The following is a 26,729-nucleotide window of genomic DNA, read 5'->3' as shown; positions in this document are numbered from 1 at the left end:
CCGCTCGATTCGCGACAACACGATGCTCATCGCTGGAGCAGAGCCCGCCTGCTCAGGCTTCGTGGGCTCCGGTGTAACTAAGTCGCTCTCCACGTTCAACACGCTCCAATCTCCAACCTGCAGTGCGTAGCTGGGAAAACGTGAATGCCATCACCACTGTCGGGCAGAGAATGACAATCACTAACACCACAAAGGACAAGACCTGCTGCACAATACCATTCGAAACAGCACTTATCACAGAGATCACCAATACCAGTGTTATACCGATCACCGGATAGGCGATTACGGCCGCCCACGCCCATTGGTGGTGACGACTTTCTCGGAGATACAGCTGCGCCAGGGGAGAAGCGATTACCAGAGAACAGAATACGTAAATCGCGCTGTAGCCAAGAATCATGTCGAACCTCGACAAGTACGGCTTCACAAATACCAGCACCAGCGCGATGATTGCCGTCCCCAACATCAGATCGGCAATGCGCAATTTAGCTTCGAGCGGCGGTTTGGCGTGTAGTCGAACAAGGCGCCAGCCAAATCCCATTCGCGCGATCCAGAATGGCAATTGAGCGGCCAGCGAGTAAAGCGGAAGCCACAGCAAAAAGTGACTGCCACCGTAGTACGAACCGTCTTCAAATGTAAACCTGCCTGCCTGCGAGGCCGCAGCGCACAGGAGCAACAAGCTCCAGTGAGCGAGTAACCTACGGCCAAACGGCTCGCCGCTGAACACCAACGCAAAACTGGCAATCACGATTTGCGCAGACACAAAGTGGTTCGCGAAGTCGATATTGAGCGACAAGTTAAAAAAAAATTGCAATGTGGATCACATAGTTCAGCATCACGAGCGGCCACCACCATTGCCATAGCAACGGCCACACCGAATTCGTCCAGTCGTACGATTGATAAAGTTTGTATCCGCGCGAGTATCCGCGCTCACACAACTGCTGAGCGCGCACGCGCCAGCGCGAAGGCTCGGTCCGGACGCGACGCAGCAGTTGCCAATTGCCAGTTCGCAGCAGGAGCAGGCCGGCCGCGAAACTAACGGTGTGTGCAAGCCCTATGAGGAGCGCGGCGGCCCCCACCGACATTGCAAAATGCAGCGGCATGAAGAAGGTGCAAACGCGACAAAGCACTGCAAACCCTAACGGATACGTGAGCAGCGCTACGCACCAAGCCGTCTTCAGTGAGTGGTTCCCCAGGAAGTAGACCGTCAGTGGTAACGTGATGATTGCTGTGAGCAGGGCGCTGAAACCAGCGACCAAAACGGAGGCAATCATCAGTGCCGTCATTTGCAGATCTGCCTGGATCGAGACGACGCTAAACCGCACCACGCCCAATGCGATTGCAAACATAGTCGTTGTCATCAGCAGATCGAGAATCGAAAGCTTGGCGTCAGGCACACTGGCTTGATCGGTACCGCAGCGCACGAATCGCCAGCCGAACGACAGCCGAGCCAGCCACAAGGGAAACTGCGCACCGAGCATCGCGCTGATCACAAAGATCAGCATCAAGATGCCATTCCAACTCCAAGGTGTGCTGGGCCATTCTCGCGAGTAGCTGTCGAAAGCCCGCCAACCGCACAGATAGGCCGCGATGCACGGCAGCAAGCCTGTGCCAAACATCAGCAGGCGCTTGCCGAACGTACCGGCTCCGAGCACAAGCCCCAAAGACCCCAAGCTGATCTGGGCGGCGATCATCGCCAGTGGAATCAACAGGAAAGTGATCGGCTCGCCGCTCCAAACTCCCTTCGTGACTACGAAGTCAGCCGGTATTAGCAAGAGCACGACGGCGAGGAGTGGAAACCAATACGAACGTCTTTTCAATTGCGCTGCAACACGTTCTCGCCAGGTTAACGGAAATCTTGCTTCACTCACTTCACCGCCGATGGGTACTTCGCTCATGCTTTACCTCGTTGCAACTGCTAGCCCACCAATAAACGGGCGATCATTGCGAAGTCGTATTAGCGGACTCTGGGCTGCTCGTTGCGTTCACCACGGGCCAAGTGGCTCCGTTCCAGATCATGCGCCAACCGCAGTTGCGCAGGATCATCATGGATAACAGCAGGCTGCCGGTGAAAGAGCCGAAGAGACACAAGGACAGTGCTGATACGTCAATGTCACCGCTGGTACTGCTGAGAAAAATCGTGAGGGCGATTGTACTTGCGAGCGAATTGCTGCCGAGAATCAGAAATGCACTGTCGGTTTTAAGCGGTCCCAAGCCTAGGCGGCTGAAAGGAACGGCCGCCAACAGGCTCGTTACCAAAGCGAATCCGCAGCCTGTGAGATGGGCGCGTACCAATTGTTGTGGCGCTACAGGCGTAAAACTGCCAACGGCCCGCCAGCCAGCGAAGGCGATGGCCACAATCGCTGTGCCGATAAAAAAGTGACTCAAGGCCAGCCGATCATCTTGAGCCGAGTGATTCGATGAGGCTCCTTCCCCATGCAGCACAATTCGCCAGCCGAAGAGTGCGCGTGCGATCCAGAGCGGCACTTGCATGGCGATTGAGACGAGCGGCACTAAGCACAAGAGCAGGCCCGTGTCCTTGCTGAGTTCAATCCAGTTTTCTGTCGTGTCGCGGCTGGCGTCACCGATTAACCACAGGGCATAACCGGCGCTCCAGCACGCGAGTAGTCCGAAGAGGTAGCTCCAGTAGATGAGCAGTCGACGCCAAAATGGCTGACTGTCGAGGGTAATTCCGATGCTGATCAGACAAGCTTGCGCCATGACCAAGCCCACCGCCAATCCTTGCCCGGTGGCGGAGTCTCGCCCTGAGCCTCGTTCATCGGCAAGAATCACCAGCGTCAAATTCACCAGGCCGGTAGGAAGCAGCAGTAGTCCCATGGATCGGTCGAAGGATCGTTGATACCACTTTTGCTTGTCGTTGACCTTCAACGGTCGAGTCTCGCTCTGGCTAATCACGGGTGCTTTCTCAGGAGCTAACAAATTGCTGGTCATCCTTTACCTCGTTGCAACTGCCAGCCTGACCGGCAGATGAGCGTCAGGCCAGCGCCGAGTGAGGCGATGAGTCCGAAAATGGCGCAGAAGAAGCCGAAGATTTGCATCGCATCGGGCCTGGCTCCGATGAGTCGAGACAGGGGCAGGGCCAGGAGAATCACGCCGATGAAGAACCCATAGGGGAGCGCAAAGAACCAGGCGCTGCCTAGCTCGGCCGAAAAAAAGAGGCGGAGCAACGGTAATAGACTAATGAGCGAAATCGCAGCTGCGCCCAGACTCCCCAGGCCAGCTGCCAGCCAAAACTCGGAGCGGCTAAGAGCCGATTGTTCGCCCGTTGCCAGGCGGGCAATTCCCAAGGTAATGGCCACAATCGCGGTTCCGCTGAAGAGATCGCGCAGTGTCAGGTGAGGTTCGGGACTGAACGCGCTCGGCTTACTTTCCCCCAGTGGCCCATTCGCCGCGCGCACCAAGCGCCAGCCAAACATAGTGCGGGCGATCCACAAAGGTACCTGTGCGCCAAGAAAGATCAGGGGCACGAGGCAGACCACCTGTCGCGGCCCCAGTGGTTCGTGCGACCGTCCGTGGCTAGTCTGATCGGCCGCGGCAGAGCCTACCGACAAGCAGAATAGTAGTAGCAGCCCCACTCCCCAGTTCACTGCCGTTCGCCGCCAGAATTCTTCCTGACCGAGAACGACTCCCAGACTCAGCAAACCAAGTTGCGAAGCGATCACGCCGAAACTCGTGTAGACAATGAACGAACTGGAATCGTGCGGTGAAATCGCTTTCATCAGCGGCGCGACTGCCAGGTTAGCAATGGCGACCACCAGCAACACAGGCGCGAGCGGTACCACAACCGAGCGCGGCAATCTGTCTGGCTCAACCGCGGGATTGAACTCAGGCTCAGGAGGTGTTTCGGCAGCTTGGTCGGACATGTCCACAAGTTAGCGAAGTTCGGAGGCGAATGAATCCCCGCTGAAAATATTCGCCGCGACAGCTGACAAATTCACGGCCACAGGCAGGCCGCGGGTAGTCGTGTGGTGTTCTATGAAATAGAATTGATTCGTCTCGGTCTAGCCCTCGGCGGCTCCAAGGATCGACTGCATGCTCGCTCGCCAACGTAAGGGATACGTGGTTAGCCGCTTAACTCGCGGCCAGGGCGAAGTTGTCTTTAATAGCCCTACGCATCAGCGAGGGAGAGTTAGTAGCCCGACGCGTCAGCAAGGGAGAGTTGCAGTTCATCTCGGCCGGGCACTTCTAGCTCGTTTACGCGGCGGACTAATTTGTGCATTTGCCTGCTGCCTCGGTTTCGTTGTCTCGGCCGGTGTATCTGCAGCTGCCGATCTTGTCGAAGCGACCACTCAATTTCGCACGGGCAAGTATGCCGAGTGCATCGAACAGGCGACCGAACTCGTCACGCAGAACGACTATCACGAGCCGGCCTGGGTGCTGAAGATTCAGGCCGAGATGACCGTTGGTCGTTACGCGGACGCAGCCAAATCGCTCGATGCCGCGCTGGCCAAGCTAAACGGCAGCGTGCAGTTGCGCTGGCTGGGGCGCGACGTTTGTCGCCACACGCAGCAATTGGAACGGGCGGACAAATTCAATGCCGAGATCGTGGGCCTGCTGCAGCAAGCGCCGTGGCGCTACTCAGACTTGACGAGTCAGCTGGTGATTGGCCGCTGGATGCTCAGCCAGCAAACCGATCCGAAACAGGTCCTGACCAAGATCTATAACGAGGCCAAGCGCCGCCAGCCGACGAATGTCGATGTCTGGTTGGCTATCGGCGACCTGGCGCTCGATAAGCACGACTACAAACTGGCTGGCGACTCGTTTCAGCAGGGGGTCAAACTCGATGCTGAAAATCCCGCGGCCCACTTTGGTGTCGCGCGGGCGTTTGCCCCCAGCGATTCGAAAAAGGCCGATGCGGCCCTGCAAGCCACACTCGCGCTCAATCCGCGTCATGTGGCTGCCTTGCTAATGGTCGCTGACGAACAGATCGATTCGGAGCAATACGACGAAGCTGAGAAGCAGCTGCTGCAGGTGCTCACCATCAACCCGCAACAGCCGCGGGCGCTCGCTTATCGAGCGGTGATCGCCCACCTTCGCAATAAGCTCGATCAGGAAAAACAACTGCGGGCCGCAGCGCTCAAATCGTGGCCGGCGAATCCGGAAGTCGATTACGTCATCGGGCAGAAGTTATCGCAAAAGTATCGCTTCGCCGAAGGCTCGGCCTATCAGCGCCAGGCGCTTAAGTCAGACCCCAAGTATCTCGTCGCCAAGATTCAACTCGCGCAAGATTTACTCCGGCTAGGGCAGGAAGAAGAAGGATTGAAACTGGCCGAGGAAGTGTACGCCGCCGATGGCTACAACGTCCTCGCGCATAACCTCGTCACGCTGCAGGAGCACCTGGCGAAGTTCCGCACTCTAGAAGCGGACGGCTTGCAGGTGCGAATGGACGCGCGCGAAGCCGACATCTATGGCCAGCGAGTCCTCGCGTTGTTGCAGCGGGCTAAGAAGGAACTCTGCGAGAAGTATAAGGTCACGCTCGAGCAGCCGATCATTGTCGAGATGTTTCCCAAGCAGCAGGACTTTGCCATTCGGACGTTTGGCATGCCCGGCGGCAGTGGTTTTCTCGGCGTCTGCTTTGGCACGGTGATCACTGCCCCGAGTCCCGCTTCGCAAGGTACTTCGCCCGCCTGCTGGGAAGCCACGCTCTGGCATGAGTTCTGTCACGTTGTCACGCTGACGAAAACCAAGAACAAAATGCCGCGCTGGCTCAGCGAAGGAATCTCGGTCTATGAAGAAGGAGCCGAAGACCCGACCTGGGGGCAGGCGATTACGCCCCGCTATCGCGAAATGTTGCTCGGCGATGAACTCACGCCGGTCAGCAAACTGAGCGGTGCTTTTCTCAGCCCGGCTTCGCCCGCCCATCTGCAGTTCGCCTATCTCGAATCGTCGCTGGTGGTGAAGTTCTTCCTGGAGAAATATGGCCGCGACAAGCTCGAGCGCTTACTTGTCGATTTGAGCGTGGGCATGCCGATTAACGAATCACTCGGCCGCTATACCGGCTCCATTGCGACCTTAGACGACGAGTTCGCCAAATATGCCCGCGAACAAGCCAAAGCGATGGCTCCCCTGGCCGATTGGACCGAGCCCGAGTTGCCCAAGCGCGCAACTGCTGACGAAATCAGCACCTGGCTCAAGGATCACCCGACGAACTACATTGCGCTGGGGCGGTTAGCCGCTCAGCAATTACAGGCCAAGGATTGGCCGGCCGCACAGGCCACCCTGACCAAGATGACACAGCTATATCCCCATGACGCTAGCCCCGGCGGTCCTTATGCACTCCTCGCGCGGATTCATCGCGAAGCGAAAGATGCCAAACAAGAGCGCGCTGTGCTCGAGAAGTTGGCCGCACTCTCGGCCAGCGATTTGGACATGCTCACGCGGTTGAATGAACTGGCTGCAGCAGCGAAGGATTGGGAGCCAGCCAAGAAGTACGCGCTTCGCGCACTCGCGGTGAATCCGCTCCTCCCCGCCATTCATCGCCAGGCTGCGACAGCGGCTGAACAACTGAACGATCAACGCCTCGTTGCCGACAGTTATCGCGCGCTCCTATTGCTCGATCCGTTCGACCGCGCTGAACTCCACTTCAAGCTGGCCACTGCCTTGCAAAAACAGGGTCAGCTCGCCGCTGCCAAGCGCGAAGCGCTACTGGCACTCGAAGAGACTCCCCGCTATCAGGCCGCCCAAAACTTGCTGCTGGAATTGGTCGCCGCAGTCCCCACACCACCTCTCCCTGCCGATAAGCCCGCATCTGCCTCTCAATCCGACTTGCCCGCCGCGCCGGAGAAAACTCCATGAGTCGCTTTCGACTCGTTACGCTCATCGTCGCCATCACGCTCGCCTCAACGGCCGCTTTGGCCGTTGCCCAGCGCAGTCGCTGGTCGCGTGAAGTCCGTCCCGAGATGGTCGACCGCAATGGTGTCCCTGAATGGAAGAACGACGAGCAGTTCAAAAGTGATGCTTTCACCTTTGTCCGCATTCGTTACGAGTCGTCGGGCGGGCGTGGACGCGGCGGCGGCAATTGGGCCACCGATTATCCGGACAGCGATCTCAATTTCTCGTACCGCCTGCACGAACTTACTTCGCTTGAGGTCGATCCGCACGGCAAGATTCTCGAACTGACCGACGACGAACTGTTCGACTATCCGTTTATCTACATCATCGAGCCCGGCCGCATGTGGCTCCGCGATGAAGAGGTCACCGCGCTTCGCCGTTACCTGCTGAATGGTGGCTTTTTAATGGTCGACGATTTTTGGGGCGAAGACGAATACGCCACGCTCTACGAAAATATGAAGCGAGTCTTCCCCAACCGCGAACCGGTCGAATTACCGCTTGAGCACGAGATCTTCCACTGCGTGTACGACCTGAAAAAGAAGCCGCAAGTTCCCAGCATTCATGCCTGGTATAGCGGTTACACCACCGAGCGGGCCGATGCCGACGAGGCTCACTACCGCGGCATCTTCGATGACGAAGGGCGAATGATGGTCATCATTTGCCACAACACCGACCTGGGTGACGGCTGGGAGCGAGAAGGGATGGACCCGCAATATTTTAAAGAGATGTCGGAGAAGTATTCGTACCCAATGGGCATCAACATCGTGACTTACGCCATGACTCACTAGCTTGCACTAAAGGATTCGCCCTGTGTCTACGGAACTCGATTCGTTTCAGTTGGAACAGCAAGTCGTCGAGATGATTCGCGGCAGTCGCAGCCGCATCGATAAAGAATTGTCGAAAGTAATCGTCGGCCAGGCCGAAGTCGTCGAACAACTCCTCATCAGCCTGTTTGCCGGCGGGCACTGTCTGATTACTGGGGCACCGGGTCTGGCGAAGACGCTGCTCGTGCGCTCGATCGCGCAGGTCTTTCACCTGGAATTTCGGCGGATTCAATTCACCCCCGACTTGATGCCCGCTGATATTACGGGGACCGAAATTCTCGAACAGGCCTCCGATGGTCATCGCCGGATGCAATTCGTCAAAGGGCCCATCTTCGGCAACGTGATTCTCGCGGACGAGATCAACCGCACGCCACCCAAAACGCAGGCAGCACTGCTCGAAGCGATGCAAGAACATCAGGTGACGGTTGCCGGCCAGCGCTATGTGCTGGAAGAACCTTTCTTTGTGTTGGCCACGCAAAACCCGATTGAAATGGAAGGGACCTATCCGCTGCCCGAAGCGCAGCTCGATCGGTTCATGTTCAACGTGTTGATCGATTACCTGCCAGAAGATGACGAAGTGAGCGTCGTCAAGCAAACGACGTCGCGCAAGCCGGAGCCGATCGCGCCTCTCTTCACGGGCGAAGATGTGCGCCGCTTTCATGAAGTGGTCAAACGCGTCCCCATTGCCGATGAAGTCGTTCGTTACGCCGTGCGCCTCTCAGCTGCCAGCAGGCCGGGGCAGGACAACTCGCCCCCATTCATCAAAGATTGGGTCAGCTGGGGCGCGGGTACGCGAGCGGCTCAGTACATGGTGCTGGGTGCAAAGGCCCGAGCCTTGTTATCTGGCCGCAGCCTGGCAACCGTCGAAGACATTCGCGCGGTGGTTTATCCCGTGCTGAGGCATCGCGTGCTCGTTAGTTACCGCGCCGAAGCCGAAGGAGTTACCGTCGACCAGGTAATCACCCGCCTGCTCGACCACGTCCCCCTTCCCAAGCCCGCTTAAGGTTCCTGCATGGCTCGTTTGCCCGCGACTCCCGCGACGAAGAGTGCCGCCGATGTGCCTAAAAGTGCATCGTCGCGGGTCTCGTCGTTTCTCGATCCCGCTACGCTGATGCGGATCAAGAATCTGGAACTTCGCGCGCGGCAAGTGGTGCAAGGCTTTCTCAGCGGCATGCATCGCAGCCCTTATCACGGCTTCAGTGTCGAATTCACCGAGTACCGGCAATACACGCCTGGAGACGACCCGCGTTACCTCGACTGGCGATTGTATGCCCGCAGCGACCGCTACTATCTAAAGCGTTTTGAAGACGAAACCAATCTCCGTTGTTACTTGCTGGTCGATCTCAGCCGTTCAATGGCCTACAGCTCGCTGTCGTACGACAAGGCGACTTACGCCAAGACTGCAGCGGCGACCATCGCTTACTTTTTGTCGCTTCAGCGCGATGCCGCGGGGCTCGTCACCTTCGATGACCGCATTCGCGAGTATCTCCCCGCTCGTTTTCGCCCCGGTCATTTGCATCGCCTGTTCGTCGCCCTTGAGCGCGCAACGGCCGGGGAAAATACCGACCTGAAAGCTCCGCTGGAACAAGTGGCCAAGACCGCCCGCAAGCGCGGTCTGGTGGTCCTCCTGTCCGACTTGCTCGCGCCGGCGGAATCGCTCGAGCGTGAACTTGGCTATTTGCGAACGCAGGGGCACGAAGTGGCGGTGCTGCGGATACTCGATCCAGCGGAGATCGACTTTCCCTTTCAAGATGCCGCGATGTTCCTCGATGTCGAAACGGGACGCGAACTGTATATCGATCCCGAGCAGGCCCGCCAACAGTACCAGGCCAAGTTCACTGCCCATGCAGCTGCGCTCAAAGAGATTTGCCAGCGCTTGGGAATCGACTTGTACGATCTGCCGACGAACAAGCCGCTGGAACTAGCCTTGTTCGATCTGCTGCATGCCCGCATGCGGCGCGGCCGGTTGATAGCCCGCCATCGCGGAGGTGCTCGCTGATGGGCATTCTCGCACCACTATTTCTGGCAGGACTGGCCGGCCTAGCGCTCCCGCTGATCTTTCACCTGGTTCGTCGCACGCCGCGCGGCAAGCAGCAATTCAGCTCGCTGATGTTCCTGACCCCCACGCCGCCGCGGCTCACGCGCCGCAGCAGGCTGGACCAGGTGTTGCTGCTGCTGATGCGGCTGGCCGCGCTGGCGCTCCTGGCCTTTGCCTTCGCCCGTCCTTTCCTGCGCGAGTCTTCCCTCCTATCGATCAGCGACTTGCCGCACCGCCGCGTGGCGATTGTGCTCGATACCAGCGCTAGCATGCAGCGGGGCGATCTCTGGCAACAGGCAATGGCTGCGGCGAACAAAGAGCTTGACGATCTCGCGCCGCACGATGATGTCGCGCTTTATACCTTTGCCGATCGCGTGCAGACCGTCGTCGGGTTCGCGACTCCCGACAAAGTCACCAATGTTCCTCCAGCCGATTTAGTTCGCCAATCGCTGTCCGACATTAAGCCGACGTGGGCAGCGGGCGACTTGGGGAGTGCTTTGGCGGCGATTGCCGGCGAACTGGCAGCCACTGCCGATGTGCAGCAGAAACAGGCCCAATCGCAGCTGGTCGTCATCAGCGACTATCAACAAGGGAGCCGCATGGAAGCGATGCAGGGCTTTGAATGGCCCGAGCAGATTCGCGTCGTGCCGCGGCAACTGTCGCTCCAGCAGAACAGCAACGCCACGCTCCAGCTCCTCACCAATAGTGAGGAAGAAGCCGAAGCGGAGCCGCGCGTGCGCGTCGTCAATGCGGCCGATTCTTCGCAGGATCAGTTTTTCGTCCATTGGCACAATCCGCAGCAGCCCCAAGCGCGCGAGGGAGAAGTGGCCGTGTATGTGCCACCGGGTCAAAGTCGTGTGATGAAGTTGCCGCGGCCGCTGACTCAGTTGCTGGCCGACCGCGTGGTGCTGCGTGGCGATTCGCACGAGTTCGACAACGCCTTTTACGTCGTGCCTCCGCGCCAGCAGCAGATTTCTCTCTTGTATTGGGGCAGCGACGCCGCCGATGATCCGCAAGGCTCGCAATATTATCTGCGGCTGGCGACCTCTGGCGATTCGCTGCGGCAAGTGGATGTCACTGCCTCTGATGCCGATGAGGCGAAAATAGCTCCGGATGCGCCACCGCAATTGGTCGTCGTTACGCAGAGCCTCACACCTGCTCAGCAACAAGCCTTGCTCAGCGATGTCGAACGGGGCGGTTCGTTGCTGTTGGTCCCGCAAGATCAAACCGCTGCGGCTGTTTTGCCGCAGTTTCTGCCAGATGTCGAACTGAATGAGCCCAAGACCACTCGCGAAGGTGACTATCAATTGCTGGGCGAAATCGATTTCACTCATCCTCTCTTTCAGCCCTTTGCGAATCCCAAGTACAACGATTTCACTCGCATTCACTTCTGGCGTCATCGACCGCTGAAGGTCAAAGCAGAGTCCGCCACCAGTGTGCTCGCCCGTTTCGATAACGGTGATCCCTGGCTGTTGGAACGCCGAACCGGCCAGGGACGCATTTGGGCGCTCACCAGCGGCTGGCAACTCGATGACAGTCAGCTGGCGGTTTCCAGCAAGTTTTTGCCGCTTGTTGGCAGCCTTCTCGACCAGGTCGCCGGCAGCACAACTTCTCTCTATTCAACAACCGTCAACGGTCCGGTGACTTTGCCGGCCCAGCGAAACGGTGACTTAAGTATTCATACACCCGGTGGCGACTTGGTTGTCGTGTCGCCGAGAGTAGAACATTTTCGTGAGACGACCGAACCGGGCATTTATCGAGCGGGCAGTGGCAAAGATGAGTTCCGGTTTGCTGTCAATCTGGCTGCCAGCGAAAGTGATACGACGCCCCTGCCGGTTGAACAGCTGGAACAATTGGGACTCAAGCTGGGCAAGTCGGTCAGCCGCGCCGAGCGGCTCGATCGTATTCGCCAGGAGCGCGATACGGAACTCGAAAGTCGCCAGCAAGTGTGGCGGTGGTTGATTGTTGGTTGTCTCAGCGTTTTGATTTTGGAAACGTGGTGGGCCGGGCGAACATCGCGCGCGGCTCAGATCGCACCGGAGGCCGTGGCATGATCCAGCAGTTATTGCTCGCGCAACTCGATCGCGTGGCCTATCGTCACCGCTGGCTTCGGTTGTTTCAGTTTTTAGCCCTGGTGTGGCTCGTCGCGGCAATCGCCGGTGGCCTGCTACTCGCCTGGAAATTGCAAACCGCAGGCTCGACGACGATTCCCGCCGCCCTGCTGGGGGTGAGCGTCATTGGCCTGGTTGTATTGGTGACCTGGCAGGTCATCGGTTCGCCACGAAACTATGCCTGGTTAGCGGCCAAGGTCGAAGCGGCCTTTCCCGAACTTCGCACCAGCTTGCTGGCGGCCATTCAACAACAGCCCGATCTGCCGGCGGGTGAATTCGGCTATTTGCAAACCAGCGTGATGCGCGAAGCGCTGCAGCATGCGTATCGTCATCGCTGGGCCGATATCATTTCGCAGCGCAAGCTGTTGCTCGGCGCGTTCGTGAATGTCTTGATGTTCGCCGTGTTCGTTTTCACTTTCTTCGCGATGCTCTTTAGCGCGGTCAGTTCCGTCAGTCCGCCAAGTATCGTCGCACCGACCATCGCACTACCCGCCGGGCAAGAGTTTGCCCTGACCATCGAACCGGGCAATACCGAAGTCGAACGTGGTACCAGTCTGCTGGTGCTGGCCCGCATTCAAGGTCGCATGCCTGCTGAGGCGACGTTGCATTACACGTTGGCTAGTGGCGAAGAACAAACGATGCCCATGCCACCCAGCCTGGCCGATCCGGTGTTTGGCGCGCGGATTCCGGTTGTTCTGGAACCGCTCGAATACTTCGTGACAGCCGATCAGCAAACGTCTCCCAAGTACCGCGTTACGGTGTTCGAGTATCCCAAGCTCGACCGGGCCGATGCCGAGTTAGATTACCCGCAGTACACCGGCCTGGAGAAGAAGCTGATTCAGGATGTGCGGACCCTTTCGGCCGTCGAGGGAACCAAACTGACGCTGCAATTTCGGCTGAATAAGCCCGTTGTTACAGCCCGGCTGACGAACAGTCGCAGCGACGCCGTTGGTGAGCCAATCGAACTCACGGCGAGCGCCGACGAGCCGCTGGTTTATGAAGCGAAACTTACCGCCCAGCAGTCGCGCCGGCTGAAGTTGGAACTGGTCGACGACGCCGGACGGAAGAATCAAAAGCAAGAACAGTTCACGATCAACGTGCTGCCTAACCTACCGCCGACCCTGAAGCCGACATTTCCCGCCCGCGATGTGGAAGTATCGGCCCTCGAAGAACTCGATGTGCGGGCCAGCGTCACCGATGACTTTGGCTTGCAGCGGGTTGGCATTACGTTTTCGATTGCAGGTCAGCCCTCGCAAGACATTGTGCTAAGTGAACAAGCGGCCGCCAAGCAGAAGCATGACTTGGCACATCAACTTAAACTCGAAGAACTGAAAGCAGAGCCCGATCAACTGTTGTCTTATTACTGGTGGGCCGAGGATCACGATCCGCAGGGGAATGTGCGCCGCACGCAAAGCGACATGTACTTTGCCGAAGTGCGCCCGTTTGAAGAGATCTTTCGCCAAGGCGAACAGCCTCCGGGTGGCCAGCAGCAGCAACGCCAACAACAGCAGCAACAGGGGCAAGGACAGAACGCTCAAGACGCGCAGCAACTGGCCAAACTGCAAAAAGACATTATCAACGCGACTTGGAAGATCATCCGCCGCGAGATCACGACCCAGCTAACACCAGCCTTCGCCGACGATGTGGAGCAGATTCGCCTCTCCCAGGCTGCAGCCCAAGAGCAGGCAGCGGCCTTGGCCGAACGATTGGAAGATGAGAAGTCGCTGGCCCACGTCGAAGCGGTTCTAGAACACATGCAGGCTGCGACGCAGCAATTGCAACTGGCCCAAGAGGGGCCGGCGCGCGAGCCATTGCCTGTCGCGCTCGCCGCAGAACAGGCCGCCTATCAGGCACTCCTCAAGTTGCGCGCTCGCGAGCATGAGGTCACACGTCAGCAGCAACAACAGCAGCAAGGGCAGCAAAGTTCGCAGCAGTCTGCTTCGCGTTCGCAACAACAACGCGAACAGTTGCAGCAGCTCGACTTGAAGGAAGAGGAAAACCGCTACGAGACACAGCAGGCTGCTCAGGAGCAACAACAAGAGTCGGCCGCCGATCGAGAGAATCGGCAGGTACTCAATCGCCTGCGCGAGTTGGCCCAGCGGCAACACGACTTGAACGATCGACTCAAGGAACTGCAATCTGCGCTCGAAGAAGCCGAAACGCCCGCCGAAAAAGAAGAGATTCGGCGTCAGTTGCAGCGATTGCAGGACGAGCAACGACAGATTCTGCAAGACACCGATGAGCTACAGTCGCGGCTCGATCAGCCTGAAAATCAGGAGCGGATGGCCGAGCAGCAACAGCAGTTGGATGAGACTCGCGACCAGGTTCGCCGGGCATCTGAGGCATTGCAACAAGAAAAAGTCGGCCAGGCAGCTGCGGCGGGAACACGCGCCGAACAACAGTTCGACGAATTGCGAGAAGAGTTCCGTCGCCGGGCCGCCAATCGCTTCGGTGAGGAAGTTCAACAACTGCGGCAATCGGCTCGCGAGCTGGAACAGAAGGAAGAGCAGATCGCCGAGCAATTGCGGGAGACTACCGACAAACCGCCCGAACGCCCGACACTCGAAGACAAAGAGACTTCGCGCGAACCGCTCGCGCAAGAGTTGGCCGATCAACGCCAGCGGCTGACGAATTTGCAGGATCAGATGCGCGACACGATCGAGCGGGCCGAAGCCACGGAGCCAATTCTCTCGGAACGGCTCTATGAGACAGCTCGCAATCTGCGCGATCAAAAAATCGAGCAAGCCCTGCAATCGACCGAACGGTCGGTTCGCCAAGGGCTCACGCAGGATGCGCAAAAGCAAGAGGCTGCTGCCAGCGAGGGATTAAAGCAACTGCGCGAGGGTATCGAACGCGCTGCCGAAGGAGTGCTCGGTGATGAAACCGAAGCACTTCGGCGGGCTCGCGAAGAACTGCAACAGCTCTCGCGCGAGTTGAATCGAGAACTCGAGCGCGAAGCACCCAAGCAGGCAGGGAACGAGCCGGGAAGTCCACAATCGCAACAAAGTGGGCAGCCCCAAGCCGGTCAGCCGATGGGGGGCGAGCAACCCACGGGTGGTCAGCCCGGACAACAAGCGGCCCAAACTGGCCAACCGCAGCCGGGTGAAGGTCAATCCACAAAATCGGGCGAGGGCAAGCGGGGCGAAGGTGAACCGAAGCAAGGACAGGGTGGCCAAGGTCAGCCCAAGCAGGGACAACCCAGTCAGGGTTCGCCGAAGGGCGAGCAACCTGGAGAGCAGGGTAATGGTCAGCAGCCTGGACAGGGACAACCTGGTCAACAAGCAGGGCAACAGCCCGGTCAGCAACCTGGACAAGGGGAACCGGGTCGTTCTCAACAAGCAGGTCAGCAGCCCACTAAGCGCGGTGGCAATCAAGGTGAGCAGCTGGGTGGTTTTAGTGGACCTTTCGAAAGTGACGCGCAGGAGCAGGCTGGTCCGTTGACGGGCGACCGGTTTCGCGAGTGGTCGGATCGATTGCGCGATGTCGAAGAAATGGTCGGCGATCCAGAACTGCGAGCCGATGCGGCCAGAATTCGCGAGCGGGCACGGGCAGTGCGCGCCGAATCGAAGCGCCATTCCGCACCCCCCAATTGGGATCTGGTCCGCGATCAACTGGTGAACCCGCTGGCCGAATTGGAACAGCGCGTGTCGGAAGAAGTTCTCAAACGGACTTCGAAGAAAGCGCTGGTGCCGCTCGACCGCGACCCGGTTCCGCCCCAGTATTCCGAAAAGACGCGCAAGTACTACGAACGACTCGGGAGCGGTAAATGATCGACGGACTTGAGTCCAGTCCGCTGCTCGCCGAGATCATCCTTGGCGCGCGGCAGTGGCTCGGCGGAGCGATTGCCCTCGCCGCAGTTGCCATTGGCGTGCTCGTCTGGTCGTACCAGCGCACTCTAGGTGCTGCGTGGCTCCGCTTCGTTTGCCTCATCCTCAAAGCGGTCGCTGTAATACTACTGGCGACCTGTTTGCTCGATCCACTCTTTCGTGGTTCGCGACCAAGTCCGGGCAGCAACCTGTTTCTCGTCGTCGCCGATAACAGCCGCAGCTTGCAACTGGCCAACGCCGGCCAGCGCGAATCGCGCGGCGCGCAGTTGCAAGCGAGTTTGTCCAAGGATTCCCCCTGGCTCACCCGGTTAGCGCAGGACTTCGACGTCCGCAAATACACCTTCGATACTCAGCTGCAGCCCACGCAAGATTTCTCGCAACTTGCCTTCGTGGGCGAAGCCTCGGCACTATCGACGACTCTTTCGCAGCTATCCGATCGCTATCGCGGGCAACCTGTTGCTGGCATCCTGCTGCTTACCGATGGCAACGCCACGGATCTGGATGGTAACGAACTGAGTGTGAAAGACCTGCCGCCGATCTATCCCGTGCCGCTGGCGTCCGCTTCGTTGTCGCTCGATGCTTCGCTGACGAGCATTGCAGTCAGTCAAACCAACTTCGAGGCAGCACCGGTGACCATCGCTGCCGAAATTGCCACGCAGTCGCTCGCCGGCAAGCAGCTCATCGCCCGCGTGCTCGACGAAAGTGGCAAAGAGGTCGAACGACAAACGCTCACGGTCAAAAAAGACGCCGAGTCGTTGTCACATCGGTTTCTCATCAAACCCGAGAAGCCCGGCATCAGTTTCTACCGAGTCCAGCTGGCTTTGCCCGGCGAAGAAGAGTTAGCAGTCGATTCGCAGCAATCGACGGAAGCTACGCTCGCCAACAACAATCGCCTGGCAACCGTTGACCGCGGCGGCGGGCCGTATCGCGTGCTGTATGTTTCTGGACTGCCAAACTGGGAGTTTAAATTCTTGCGGCGCGCGGTCTCCAAGGACGACGAGGTCGATCTGGTGGGGCTGGTGCGAGTGGCTAAGAAAGAACCGAAGTTCAACTTCCTCAGCCGCAGCGACGAGCGGACGAACCCACTGTTTCGTGGTTTTGGCAATAAGTCGGACGAGCAGGCGGAGCAATACGACGAGCCGGTCCTGTTACGGTTGGGAACCGCAGACAAAGAGGAACTGCGCGGCGGTTTTCCCAAAGATCCCGAAGATCTCTTCAAGTTTCACGCGATCATTTTGGACGACATGGAGGCCGCTTTCTTCACGCAGGATCAACTTTCGCTGCTCCAGCAGTTCGTCAGCCAGCGTGGCGGTGGCCTGCTGATGATGGGAGGCAAGGGCTCGTTCGGCGAAGGTGGCTACGCACGCACTCCTGTTGCCGAGTTATTACCCGTGTATTTAGATCGTGGCGCTCCGCAGGCCAATACCGAACCGTTGCACTTAAAGCTTACTCGCGAAGGGTGGCTGCAACCGTGGATTCGCGTGCGCGCTAACGAGCAAGACGAACAGGAACGATTGACCGCCATGCCTGGCTTTCGTTCCCTCAACCGAATCGAATCTATCAAGCCGGGTGCGTCGGTGCTCGCCGAAGTAGAGACCGGTCAAGGGAACGCGCGGCCGGCGTTGGCCGTGCAACCGTTCGGTCGCGGCCGCGTCGGAGCATTGTTGATTGGCGATCTTTGGCGCTGGGATTTGCGCCGGGCCGAAGATCAGCCCAGCGATTTGGAGAAAGCCTGGCGGCAAACGGTGCGCTGGTTGGTGGCCGATGTTCCGCAGTTGGTCGAAGTTGAAACCAGGCGAATTATGGGGACCGGGCTTCCCGCTCGCGAGATCATCGTGCGAGCTCGCGATCCCAAGTTCCTGGCGCTCGACAATGCACAGGTGGCAATCTCCATCAAGACTCCCGATGAGCGTGACTTGAAGATTGTAGCCGAAAGCAGTGAACAGACCGCGGGCGAGTATCGCGCGCAGTTTGTACCGCGGATTGCTGGTGCATATCGGGCCACGATCACGGTGACGGCTCCCGATGGGAGCGAAGTCGGTCGGCGAGAAACCGGCTGGAGCGTGGAACCAGAAACCGACGAGTTTCGTGAACTGGCCGGCAACTTACCGTTGCTTCAGCGTTTGGCGGCGGAAAGTGGCGGCGAAGTCGTGTCGCTCAGCGGCCTGTCATCATTCGTCGCCAGCTTGCCGAATCGCAAGATCCCGCATGTCGAAACCTGGACCTATCCGCTTTGGCATCAGTGGGGCGTGCTGGCCGTCGCGCTCGGTTGTCTCGTGGGTGAATGGGGCCTGCGCCGCTGGAAGGGACTGGCCTGATGCGTATTGCACTGTTCACGTTGCTGCTGTTCTTGGTCGGCACGAATGTGACTCTGGCCCAAGACCAGCAGTTGATCGTCGTTGTGGGTGCCAGCGGCGGAGAGGAATTCGAACAGCCCTTTCGTGAATGGGCCCAGCGGTGGACGTCGGCTGGCAAGAGCGGCAAGTTGCACAGCACCGTGATTGGATTAGATTCCGCGGGCGAGACCACAGATCGCGAGCGGTTGAAACAAACTCTGGAGGAGCTAGCTGCCAAGTCGCCTGTGGGCCCCATCTGGCTCGCCTTGATTGGTCATGGCACCTTCGATGGCAAGACGGCACGGTTCAATCTGCGTGGCCCCGATCTAAGCACCACTGAACTCAAGGAGATGCTCAAACCGCTGACCGGGCCGGTGGCTGTGGTCGATTGCTCGTCGTGCAGCGGCCCGTTTTTGGCGGAGCTATCGGCTCCGCAGCGCGTCGTGATCACCGCCACCAAGAGCGGCCACGAATATAACTTCGCCCGTTTTGGCGAGTTTCTCTCCACCAGCATTGCTGACCCAGCAGCTGATCTCGACAAGGATGAACAGACGTCGCTGCTCGAGGCTTACCTGGCCGCGAGTGCCAAGCTGCGAGAGTTCTACGCGCGCGAAGCGCGCTTAGCGACCGAGCACGCGCTGCTCGATGACAATGGCGATCGGTTGGGCACCCCCGCTGACTGGTTCCAAGGCCTGCGAGTCGTCAAACAGACGAAGGCCGGCGCGCCTGTCGATGGCTCTCTCGCGAGCCAGTTCGTGCTGGTCCGCAGTGAGAAAGAACAAGCCATTCCCGCCGAGATTCGCAGGCAGCGCGAGCTGCTGGAAAAGGAATTGGCTGAATTGCGGGCGAGCAAGGCGAATATCGCTGAAGCCGATTACTTCACCCGCCTCGAACACATTCTGGTGCAACTGGCGAAATTGTCGCGGTCGTCAGCGGGTAAGTAGTTGTTGGACCATTTAAGAACCGGATACAGGCTCAGGCAAAACTTGGTTGCAAGTAAGGCTGCATTCTCTTCCGTCGAGTGTAATTTCGAGCCGCTCTTCATCTTTCAGCACTCGTTGCCGACTGTATTGTGCCTTGCCATCGTTCGAGAGAAGAGAATCGAATACTTCCACACATCGATCTTGCAGATTCACAATCCAATACGCCGCTACGCCAGCTCGTGCATAGATACTCGCTTTGCGACGATCACGATTGATCGAAGAAACGGCGACCTCAATGGCCACTGCAACGTCCGATCCTTGCGGGTGCTTTGAAAAATAGTCCCGCGGTGTGCCCCGAACAATGGCGACGTCGGGTTCAGGAACGCTGTCCTCTGAGACGAGTGCCTTCTGACTGCGGGCATACCACCCGTCGGCCAGCAACTTATGGAGGAGTTGCTCGATTAAGTCGACCGTTCCATCGTGCAACGAGTTTCTGACCATTTTGGGAACGATCCAACCTTCGAGGAGCTCCACTCGTTCGTCACCAAGGACTTCTGCGGCGGCAATCTCAAGGTACTGCTCTACCGTGAAACGCTGCACCGGATATGGCGGCATCAGCGGCTCAAGCGAGGTGTCGGTCGATACCAAAAGTGACATAGCAAAGACTCGTTTGTGTTCTAAACCTACTGCCTCTATTGTACGCAGTAACAAAACGAAGCTCTAGTTGCAGAACTGCCCGGCACGAAGCAACCTACGCCGCATCTTCTTCTGCAGCGGGCAGATTGTCGGCATCGAGTTCGTCGTCGGCAGCAGCTTCGGCAGCAATGGCAGCGCGGGAGGCACGCTCTTGAGCGGCAGAGCGTTCGATGGCTTCGCGGCGAATTTCGCCATCCTCGCTGACGTCTTCAAAGCGGACAGAGACACGTTTCGAAACGCCGGATTCTTGCATCGTCACGCCGTAAAGCGTGTTGCCAGCAGTCATCGTTTTCTTGCTGTGCGTAACGACGACAAATCGCGTCCAGCCGAGAAAGTCCTTAAGCACGTCGATGAACCGGCCGATGTTCGCTTCGTCGAAGGGCGCGTCGACTTCGTCGAGAATGCAGAACGGGCTGGGGCGAAACTGAAAGATTGCCAGCAGCAACGAGACCGCCGTGAGGGCCTTTTCGCCGCCCGAGAGTAACGAATTGTTGAACGAAGGTTTGCCTGGCGGAGTCGCGATAATCTCGACGCCGCATTCCAGCACATCAACCCCTTCTTCCAGGATGATGTCTGCCTTGCCGCCGCCGAAGGCCTTGCGATAGAGCGCCTGGAAATTGACGCGGATTGCTTCGAGCGTATCGAGGAACAGTCGTCGGCTATCGGCGTTGATCTTGACGATGATCCGCTCCAAAGCCTGCTTGGCCTCGGTCAAATCCTTATGCTGGCCAGAAAGTGTGCCGAAGCGAGATTCGAGATCGTCGAGTTCATCGAGCGCGTCGAGATTCACGGCTCCGATCTGATTAATCTTGCGGCGGAGCGATTCGATTTCGGCTTCGACTTCCACGCGGGCCAGTTCTTCTTCGGCCGAAGTCTCCTGGTCTGCACCGGACAAGTCGATGTTGTAGTCCTCGCGCATCCGGTCGGCGAGCGTTGTCCGTTCCTGCCCGACTTGCGTGGCACCCAACTCCAATTGATGTAACTGTTCTTCCAGCTTGCGCACATCCTTGCGCAGGCTTTGCAACTCTTCAGCCTGTTGTTGTCGCTGCGATTGAGCGGCAGCCTGCGCTTCACGCAGCTTGACAGCGTCGGCTTCGAGCAGTTGCTTTTGGTCATACAGCGTGCCCACGGCAGCGGTCACCGAGACAATCGTCTGCTCGGCGGCCTGATGCCGGCTGGTACACGACTGCAGCTGTTGTTCGACTTGCGCGACGGCCCGTTCACGTTCAGCCTGATCGTCGACGAATTGCGTCAACCGGTGCTTTAAGCCTTCCAATCTCTGTTCGCTGCGAGCCAAGGCAACGCGAGCAGCCGTTGCCAGGCGAGACGCTTCTTGTCGGTCGAGTTCGAGTCGCAGCAGCTGTTGTTGCTGAGCTTCGCCCGTTTGTTGGTAAGCGTCGATGGCCGACTTGTGCGTGGCGAGTTGTTTCTCAAACGCGGCGATCTCGCTTTGCAATTGTGTTTGCTGCGCGACTAACTCGCTACGCTGCGCGGTTCCCTGTTGGCGCTCGCGCTCATTCTGTTCGAGTCTCTCTTGCAACTGCCCCAGTCGTTGGCGCTCGGCAGCCAGCCCCTCATTGGCGTTTGAGCGGGCAAGCACCAGCTTGCGGACATCTTCGTCCTGCAGTTCGACCAGGCCGCGCAGATGATCGGTTTCGCGCTGGGCGTTGGTGATCTGCTCGTGAATTACCAACAGGTCGTCTTTGAGGTGACGCAGTTGACTGCGACGAGAAACAAGGCTCGCCGCCGCCTGTCGTGCACCAGCTGTCACCGTTCCATCGGCGGCAGCAATTTCACCATCGCTAGTCACAAATCGGCAATGAGGGGCGGCCATTGCGGCCAGGCGCAATGCATCGGCCAAACTCTTCACCAGCCAAGTCTGCCCCAGTAGCCGTTCGGCCAGGTCTTTGGCTGCTGGGGGAAAAGTCACCAAGCGATCGAGTCGCGAGAGAATCGCTGGATCCGTTTCCCAAGCATGCTTCGCCAAAGGCGCAGCATCAGTTCCTTCGCTCGTGAACTGCAACGTTACACGGCTGGAAGCCTGCTGAGCTCGCTTCAGCACTGCGGCGGCCTGTTCGCTCGAACACTCCAGCACCACATGCTGAGCAGATTCACCGAGGGCGGCGTCAATGACGGTGGCGTGCTGTAGTTCGGTTTGAATCAAGTCGGCGACGATCCCCTTCACCTTCGCCCAGGGCGCTGCGGTGGCATCCACGGCCGCATCCAGAATCTCGCGCACGCCGCTACCGAAACCTTCGAAGTTCCGCTCGAGCTCTTCGAGTACCGAAATACGATCTTCGGTGGCGTGATGTCGGCCGACGAGTTGAGCGACATCGTGCGTCCGCGATGTATGCAGTCGACGATTGTCGGCCAATTCAAGCTGGGCCGCCTCCAACTGACGATGCTGGGTATCTAGCTCTTGCTGAAAAGCCTGTTCGCGAAGGCGCACTTGCTCGAGTTCCACATCGAGCAACTGAGCTGCAGCGAGCAAGTCTTCGGTCTGTCGCGCGAGCAGGTCGATTTGGGTCGCCGCTTGTTGCCAGGTCGTTTGCCGGCCGCTGAGTTGGGTTTGAACCGTGGCCGCAGACTGCACGTGACTCAAATAGTCGCGGCGGGCAGCTTCGGTTTGCTCGTGTAACTGGCGGTGCGAATCGGCTAGTGTGGCGGCTTGCTGCTCGTGCGTCGTCGCCTGCTCTTCGACCACGGCATGGCTGAGTTCCGCGGCATGAAACTCGGCCTCGGTCTGCTTCAGCCGTTCGACCAGGTCGCCCGCTCGCTCCTGCATGGCGGCCAGATTGCGGCGATGTTGCTCCGCTTCGTCTGCCAGTTCCTGACTCCGAGCGCGCTGATCGCGAATGGTCGCTTCTTGCAGCGAGATCTGTTCTCGATTGGCGGCCAGTCGATTATCCGCGGCCCGCATCTCTTCGGTGCGAACGGCTAGCGAAGTGTCGCACTCCAGAATTGAAGCTTCAAGTCGTTCGGCCGTGGCAGCAGCAGTCTCCGATTGCTCACGCCGCTCGAAGATATCCTGCTCGATGCCCCGCAGCTTTTCCGTGAGTCGCCGCCAGTCGGTCATGGCGACTTGCGTACGCAACTGCTGCAAGCGCTCGGTGTGTTCGCGATAGCGGCGGGCTTTGACGGCCTGATTCCGCACGGTCTTCAGGCGGTTTTCGACTTCTTCGACAATATCGGTCAGGCGGAGCAGATTCTGATCGACCCGCTCCAGCCGTCGCTGAGCTTCCACCTTTTTGGCTTTGAAACGACTGATGCCAGCCGCTTCTTCGAAGATCGCGCGGCGATCTTTCGACGACGCATTGAGCAACTTATCGACGCGGCCTTGCTCGATAATGCTATACGCATCGGCACCCACGCCGGTACCGCGAAACATGTCCTTGATGTCTTTGAGCCGCGCGGGCTGGCGATTGATGAGATACTCGCCTTCGCCGCCCCGAAACACTCGCCGCGTGATATGCACCTCGGGCGCATCGATCGGCAGACGCCGCTCGGTGTTGTCGAAGATCAGCGTCGCTTCGGCCGTGTTGAGCGGACGACGCCCTGTGGCCCCGCCAGAGCCTTTGAAGATGACGTCGGCCATGTCCTTGCCGCGCAAGCTCTTGGCCGATTGTTCGCCGAGAACCCATTTGACGGCATCGACAACATTCGACTTGCCCGAGCCATTCGGCCCGACAACCACCGTAATCCCCTGGGGAAACTCGAAGCGCGTACGATCGGCGAAACTTTTGAAGCCGAATACTTCCAACGCTTTGAGCATGGGATGACGAACACGACAAACGGGTTACGAGCGGGCGGGCAACTACTTGCCCGAGAATGGATTCAGTTTATCCAAAACGCCGGGTTGTTTCTTGAGATATTCCGGCGCAATGTACGTTTGGTCGACGGACTCCTCACGGTCGCTTTCGGTGTCCTGGCTCAGCCGGTCGATATAGAGCTCCGGTTCCGGCGTCGCGACGCCCGTATTGCTGACCGAAGTTGCCGTTTCATCCCCTTCGGCCACCATTTCGGCTGGCGGCTGGTCGGTGGGGTCGTGGGCATCGCGATAATACTTGCGGCCTGGCTCGGGGAGCGCCTCGACAGCGAACCGGGCAGTCAGCAGATTCTGCTTTTGCGCTTCCTTGAGCATCGAAACGACGTCGGCATAGCTGGCACCCATGCGCACGACAGTCCGAATCAACTGATCGAGCAGCGGCGGGCAATATTCCGTCACATCCTGACTTTCGCCAGTCGGAAGCGATGGCTTGAAACAGCAAACCTTAATCTGACCGTCTGCCTGCCCCTTCACGAGAATCGCCTTTCCGCAATTGAGAAACTGCGGCGGCTTGATTGCCTGCTCATGACCGAAGAGGACCACTTCCGGATGTTTGCTGCGGGTTACGTGGACGAGTGGTTCAGCGGTCGTGCTCACCAGGTGATAGTAGAACTTCCCTTCGAGCAGTTCCCCCTTCGTCGCTGGGTCGGCCGCGTTATACAACCGGAGCGCGCGGAAGGCACCGTAGCGGGTTTCCATGCTTGGCGCGTGAAGCAAATTGCTCAGCGCGTCGTACGCGGTGGGCTGATTCATCGAGGCCAGCGCGGTCAGTGCGTGCCAGCGGAAGGCCGACGATTCGCGCGCGGCCAGTTCCAATGGCGCGGCGGCATCGGCTTCATCCAGATAAGCCAGTGCCTCAGCGGCGTAAAAGCGAACTTCCGGATCGCTGTTCGTCAGGCCGGCCTTCAGCGTATCGACACCTTCGCGACCGATGGCTTCTAACTGCAGGGCTGCCAGCGGTGCTGCTGAGGGTTCTTGGATTTTACGACCCAGAGTTTGCAACCGTTCGGTTTTTTCGAGCGCCGACTCTTGCAACACGATATTGCGGACAACGCGCAGGTAACGCCCCAAATTGTGCTTGTATCGCGACGAAACAACGAGCTCAAGGAAATTGTCGCGCATCGGCTTGGCGACACCTTTCTTCTGCCCGTGATCCATCGTGTTGAAGCGCGTGTTGATCGCTTTGCCAATCAGCGTGCTAATGCGAATCGAAGCGTCTTCGCGCCTGAGCATCAGCCCGAGAGGCCGCGATTCGAGGGCCAGACCGCCACCGAGCACGCGCCCGCGCGCTTTGCTCACCTTGTCGTTTTCGCCAGTGATCACACCGTTAATGAGCACGTTGCCGCGACCGATACCATCGACATCGCCGGTGCGAATCACGCCCCCCAGGACTTCCATACGGCGCAGGCGAGTCTGCATCAGCCAACCGCCATACAAGCTGGTGGTCTCACTGTTCTTGGGCGTGCGGACTTCAATATCGAAGGCATCGCCTTTTTGCACACCGGGTGGCAAATAGCCCCGGACGATGACCATCGACGTCGCGGGCGAAGCCAGAATTTTGTCGGCGTTCGGCACTTCGTGCGATTGCATTTCGGCAATCAGCAGTCGCCGTTGTTCGGAAGGAGGTGGATCGCTGCCGGTGTTATCGAGCCCGGTAACGAGAGCGACCGATTCGACCTTGATCCAGTTCAAGCCCCAAGGGCGCGTGAAGTCGCCAACAAGCTTGCGCTCTTTGATTTCTTCAACCGGCAAATCCACTTCGGGCGATTGACCACGAAAGAGCGGATTGGCGCAGCCAGAAATGGCACCGAGCCCCAAGCTGCCAAGGCTGGCAGCCAGGAAGGCGCGGCGATTGTAGAGCGACTGGCGAGCAGTGTGCGGCGTCATGCCGACCCTCATTTGCTAGCTGTGATACCGAAGCGCATCGTGCGCGAGGCAATCCCCATTGGGTGGCGGACGGTACCGGATGTGAGCTACACGGTCAAGAGCGAAGTGACTACTCGCACGTCGCGATTAGAACGTAATGCCGCCCCGAATGATGAACGTGCTATGCGGGTCGAAGTTGCCAATGCCGGAAGAATATTCTAACTTCCGGCCGAAGACGTAGCCCACTTCCAGTCGATAGCCACCGCCACCGTCGACGCGGCGTTCGTAACCACCCATCAGGCGATAGTCCTGCCACGTAACATTGTCGGGCGTGCCGTCGTCCCGCAGGATCGACCAGGTGTTGCCACCAAACTCTGCGGTCACAAACACCCAGTCTTCATAGCCGGTACCTACATTCACGCGCGTCGCAAGCTTGGGCTTCGGAAATATCAACTCGAAATTGAAATACGGCGTCGGCTTCCAGATGGCACCACCCGCCGGCAGCACGCGGATGTTATCGCGATTGAGGTAAAGGACGCCAGCCACGAACTGCAAGCGATCCGGCACGTAGTCCCAAGCATAAATTGCCTTGCCGGTAACACGAAAGCCATCGGACGCGGGCGCTTCGAAATCGGAGTAAACGCTCGGGGCCACCGACAAGAGCAGGCGGTGATGTTGAAAAAAAAGGGGAGCCCAGGTGAGATCGAGATATGCGGTGTTTAAACGCGGGGGTAAGTCGCGCGTGCCGCCAGGGTCGGAAATGAGGTACATGTTGTAACCGGGCGTAATGAACAGCGGCCAGTCGCGAATCGGCGCGGGAAGCGCTACCGTGACCCCCGTTTCAATTTCGGTGATTCCCAAATCGGTCGGATCGTTACCATCGCCGAGCCAGGCAGCCGAGAGGAATAGCTTCTGAAAGAAGCCGCTCTTATAGGGACTTAACTTCTGCGTTCCATCGATGTTGTACTCGGTCCCCCCCACGACAGCGGCCTCGGGCAAATTGAGCGGGTCGTAGGTTCCTTCTTCGAACTCCATTCCCTCGGGCACGACGTAGCCCGCACCAGGGCTGACGGGCTGCAATAATTCTGCGCTCGGCTGTGGTAAACGCTCGGGTTGTTCGTATTCTGAAGCGAGCCGAATCCCGCCGGGATAATGCTCCTCTGAAAGGTAGCTGGGCTGCGTGAACGAACGGGGCTGAGTCTGAATCGACAGGTATCCGCCGGCGACCCCAGATTGCGGATAGCGCCCCACTTCATGCTGCGCGGTCGCGGTGCCACACCAACCAAGCACTCCCCAGCCCAGCAGACTGCCGATGGCATTCGCGCGCAGCATCTGACAGATGCGAGCGAGGAGCCAGCGGCAATGCGCGACTATTTTCATGCGGTTGATCGGTTTTCTGCATACGGCAGGAAGGTTAGGTGCGGACGAATCAA

16 protein-coding genes are annotated in these 26,729 nt (G+C 58.7%); 8 read left to right on the top strand and 8 right to left on the bottom strand.

All coding sequences use genetic code 11. The annotated features are described in order from the left end of the window. Nucleotides 1–52 precede the first annotated feature (52 nt). Genes ETAA8_RS20590 through ETAA8_RS20575 form a run of 4 tightly spaced genes read right to left on the bottom strand, consistent with a single transcriptional unit; the run spans nt 53 to nt 3,881 of the window. The gene (locus ETAA8_RS20590) at nt 53–811 is read right to left on the bottom strand and encodes a hypothetical protein (RefSeq protein ID WP_145092646.1); all 759 of its coding nucleotides are present in this window, start codon (nt 809–811) and stop codon (nt 53–55) included. After that, complete coding sequence (locus tag ETAA8_RS20585) at nt 795–1,895, bottom strand: hypothetical protein (RefSeq protein ID WP_145092643.1); 1,101 nt, start codon at nt 1,893–1,895, stop codon at nt 795–797. Before ETAA8_RS20585 ends, ETAA8_RS20590 begins: the two co-directional genes overlap by 17 nt. A 43-nt stretch (nt 1,896–1,938) precedes the next feature. Next, nucleotides 1,939–2,949, bottom strand: a complete 1,011-nt coding sequence (locus ETAA8_RS20580; RefSeq protein WP_145092640.1) for a hypothetical protein — start codon at nt 2,947–2,949, stop codon at nt 1,939–1,941. After that, complete coding sequence (locus ETAA8_RS20575; protein WP_145092637.1) at nt 2,946–3,881, bottom strand: hypothetical protein; 936 nt, start codon at nt 3,879–3,881, stop codon at nt 2,946–2,948. Before ETAA8_RS20575 ends, ETAA8_RS20580 begins: the two co-directional genes overlap by 4 nt. A 169-nt stretch (nt 3,882–4,050) precedes the next feature. On the opposite strand from ETAA8_RS20575, the gene ETAA8_RS20570 reads away from it, so the two are divergent. The 8 genes from ETAA8_RS20570 to ETAA8_RS20535 all read left to right on the top strand — a co-directional run bounded on the left by ETAA8_RS20570 (nt 4,051) and on the right by ETAA8_RS20535 (nt 18,929). Then, nucleotides 4,051–6,813 carry a tetratricopeptide repeat protein gene (locus tag ETAA8_RS20570; RefSeq protein ID WP_145092634.1) on the top strand — a complete coding sequence of 921 codons (2,763 nt, stop codon included), beginning with the start codon at nt 4,051–4,053 and terminating at the stop codon, nt 6,811–6,813. Beyond that, complete coding sequence (locus ETAA8_RS20565) at nt 6,810–7,637, top strand: DUF4159 domain-containing protein (protein WP_145092631.1); 828 nt, start codon at nt 6,810–6,812, stop codon at nt 7,635–7,637. The genes ETAA8_RS20570 and ETAA8_RS20565 overlap by 4 nt, the downstream gene beginning before the upstream one ends. Nucleotides 7,638–7,707: 70 nt before the next feature. Then, nucleotides 7,708–8,676, top strand: coding sequence for an AAA family ATPase (locus ETAA8_RS20560; protein WP_145100784.1), 969 nt, complete (start codon nt 7,708–7,710; stop codon nt 8,674–8,676). 9 nt (nt 8,677–8,685) lie between these two features. Further along, entirely contained in the window at nt 8,686–9,672 is a 987-nt protein-coding gene (locus ETAA8_RS20555; protein WP_202921135.1) for a DUF58 domain-containing protein, read from the top strand. Beyond that, the gene (locus ETAA8_RS20550; RefSeq protein WP_145092627.1) at nt 9,672–11,765 is read left to right on the top strand and encodes a BatA domain-containing protein; all 2,094 of its coding nucleotides are present in this window, start codon (nt 9,672–9,674) and stop codon (nt 11,763–11,765) included. The genes ETAA8_RS20555 and ETAA8_RS20550 overlap by 1 nt, the downstream gene beginning before the upstream one ends. Beyond that, a complete protein-coding gene (locus tag ETAA8_RS20545) occupies nt 11,762–15,592 on the top strand; it encodes a DUF4175 family protein (protein ID WP_145092622.1) in 3,831 nt (1,276 codons plus the stop codon). The genes ETAA8_RS20550 and ETAA8_RS20545 overlap by 4 nt, the downstream gene beginning before the upstream one ends. After that, nucleotides 15,589–17,967 carry a hypothetical protein gene (locus tag ETAA8_RS20540; RefSeq protein WP_145092619.1) on the top strand — a complete coding sequence of 793 codons (2,379 nt, stop codon included), beginning with the start codon at nt 15,589–15,591 and terminating at the stop codon, nt 17,965–17,967. Before ETAA8_RS20545 ends, ETAA8_RS20540 begins: the two co-directional genes overlap by 4 nt. Beyond that, complete coding sequence (locus ETAA8_RS20535) at nt 17,967–18,929, top strand: hypothetical protein (protein ID WP_202921134.1); 963 nt, start codon at nt 17,967–17,969, stop codon at nt 18,927–18,929. Before ETAA8_RS20540 ends, ETAA8_RS20535 begins: the two co-directional genes overlap by 1 nt. 12 nt (nt 18,930–18,941) lie before the next feature. Here ETAA8_RS20535 and ETAA8_RS20530 read toward each other — a convergent pair whose 3' ends face one another. The 4 genes from ETAA8_RS20530 to ETAA8_RS20515 form a co-directional block, all read right to left on the bottom strand. Further along, the gene (locus ETAA8_RS20530; RefSeq protein WP_145092616.1) at nt 18,942–19,619 is read right to left on the bottom strand and encodes a Uma2 family endonuclease; all 678 of its coding nucleotides are present in this window, start codon (nt 19,617–19,619) and stop codon (nt 18,942–18,944) included. Nucleotides 19,620–19,659: 40 nt separating this feature from the next. Continuing rightward, nucleotides 19,660–23,376: a chromosome segregation protein SMC gene (smc, locus tag ETAA8_RS20525; RefSeq protein ID WP_145092613.1), complete on the bottom strand. Its 3,717-nt coding sequence runs from the start codon at nt 23,374–23,376 to the stop codon at nt 19,660–19,662. A 42-nt stretch (nt 23,377–23,418) separates the two neighbouring features. Next, a complete protein-coding gene (locus ETAA8_RS20520; RefSeq protein WP_202921133.1) occupies nt 23,419–25,317 on the bottom strand; it encodes a flagellar basal body P-ring protein FlgI in 1,899 nt (632 codons plus the stop codon). Nucleotides 25,318–25,443: 126 nt separating this feature from the next. Beyond that, nucleotides 25,444–26,676, bottom strand: coding sequence for a hypothetical protein (locus tag ETAA8_RS20515; protein WP_145092607.1), 1,233 nt, complete (start codon nt 26,674–26,676; stop codon nt 25,444–25,446). Nucleotides 26,677–26,729 lie beyond the last annotated feature (53 nt).

This window comes from Anatilimnocola aggregata (genome assembly GCF_007747655.1).
GTDB classification, from domain to species: domain Bacteria; phylum Planctomycetota; class Planctomycetia; order Pirellulales; family Pirellulaceae; genus Anatilimnocola; species Anatilimnocola aggregata.
The sequence above is the reverse complement of the archived record's forward strand: the minus strand, read 5'-3'. Positions and strand labels throughout refer to the sequence as shown.

Excerpts from the sequence above, each read along its gene's own strand:
- ETAA8_RS20585 (WP_145092643.1), bottom strand. The coding sequence starts at position 1,895 with ATGAGCGAAGTACCCATCGGCGGTGAAGTGAGTGAAGCAAGATTTCCG.
- ETAA8_RS20580 (WP_145092640.1), bottom strand. The coding sequence starts at position 2,949 with ATGACCAGCAATTTGTTAGCTCCTGAGAAAGCACCCGTGATTAGCCAG.
- ETAA8_RS20575 (WP_145092637.1), bottom strand. The coding sequence starts at position 3,881 with ATGTCCGACCAAGCTGCCGAAACACCTCCTGAGCCTGAGTTCAATCCC.
- ETAA8_RS20570 (WP_145092634.1), top strand. The coding sequence starts at position 4,051 with ATGCTCGCTCGCCAACGTAAGGGATACGTGGTTAGCCGCTTAACTCGC.
- ETAA8_RS20565 (WP_145092631.1), top strand. The coding sequence starts at position 6,810 with ATGAGTCGCTTTCGACTCGTTACGCTCATCGTCGCCATCACGCTCGCC.
- ETAA8_RS20560 (WP_145100784.1), top strand. The coding sequence starts at position 7,708 with ATGATTCGCGGCAGTCGCAGCCGCATCGATAAAGAATTGTCGAAAGTA.
- ETAA8_RS20555 (WP_202921135.1), top strand. The coding sequence starts at position 8,686 with ATGGCTCGTTTGCCCGCGACTCCCGCGACGAAGAGTGCCGCCGATGTG.
- ETAA8_RS20550 (WP_145092627.1), top strand. The coding sequence starts at position 9,672 with ATGGGCATTCTCGCACCACTATTTCTGGCAGGACTGGCCGGCCTAGCG.
- ETAA8_RS20545 (WP_145092622.1), top strand. The coding sequence starts at position 11,762 with ATGATCCAGCAGTTATTGCTCGCGCAACTCGATCGCGTGGCCTATCGT.
- ETAA8_RS20540 (WP_145092619.1), top strand. The coding sequence starts at position 15,589 with ATGATCGACGGACTTGAGTCCAGTCCGCTGCTCGCCGAGATCATCCTT.
- ETAA8_RS20535 (WP_202921134.1), top strand. The coding sequence starts at position 17,967 with ATGCGTATTGCACTGTTCACGTTGCTGCTGTTCTTGGTCGGCACGAAT.
- smc (WP_145092613.1), bottom strand. The coding sequence starts at position 23,376 with ATGCTCAAAGCGTTGGAAGTATTCGGCTTCAAAAGTTTCGCCGATCGT.
- ETAA8_RS20520 (WP_202921133.1), bottom strand. The coding sequence starts at position 25,317 with ATGACGCCGCACACTGCTCGCCAGTCGCTCTACAATCGCCGCGCCTTC.
- ETAA8_RS20515 (WP_145092607.1), bottom strand. The coding sequence starts at position 26,676 with ATGAAAATAGTCGCGCATTGCCGCTGGCTCCTCGCTCGCATCTGTCAG.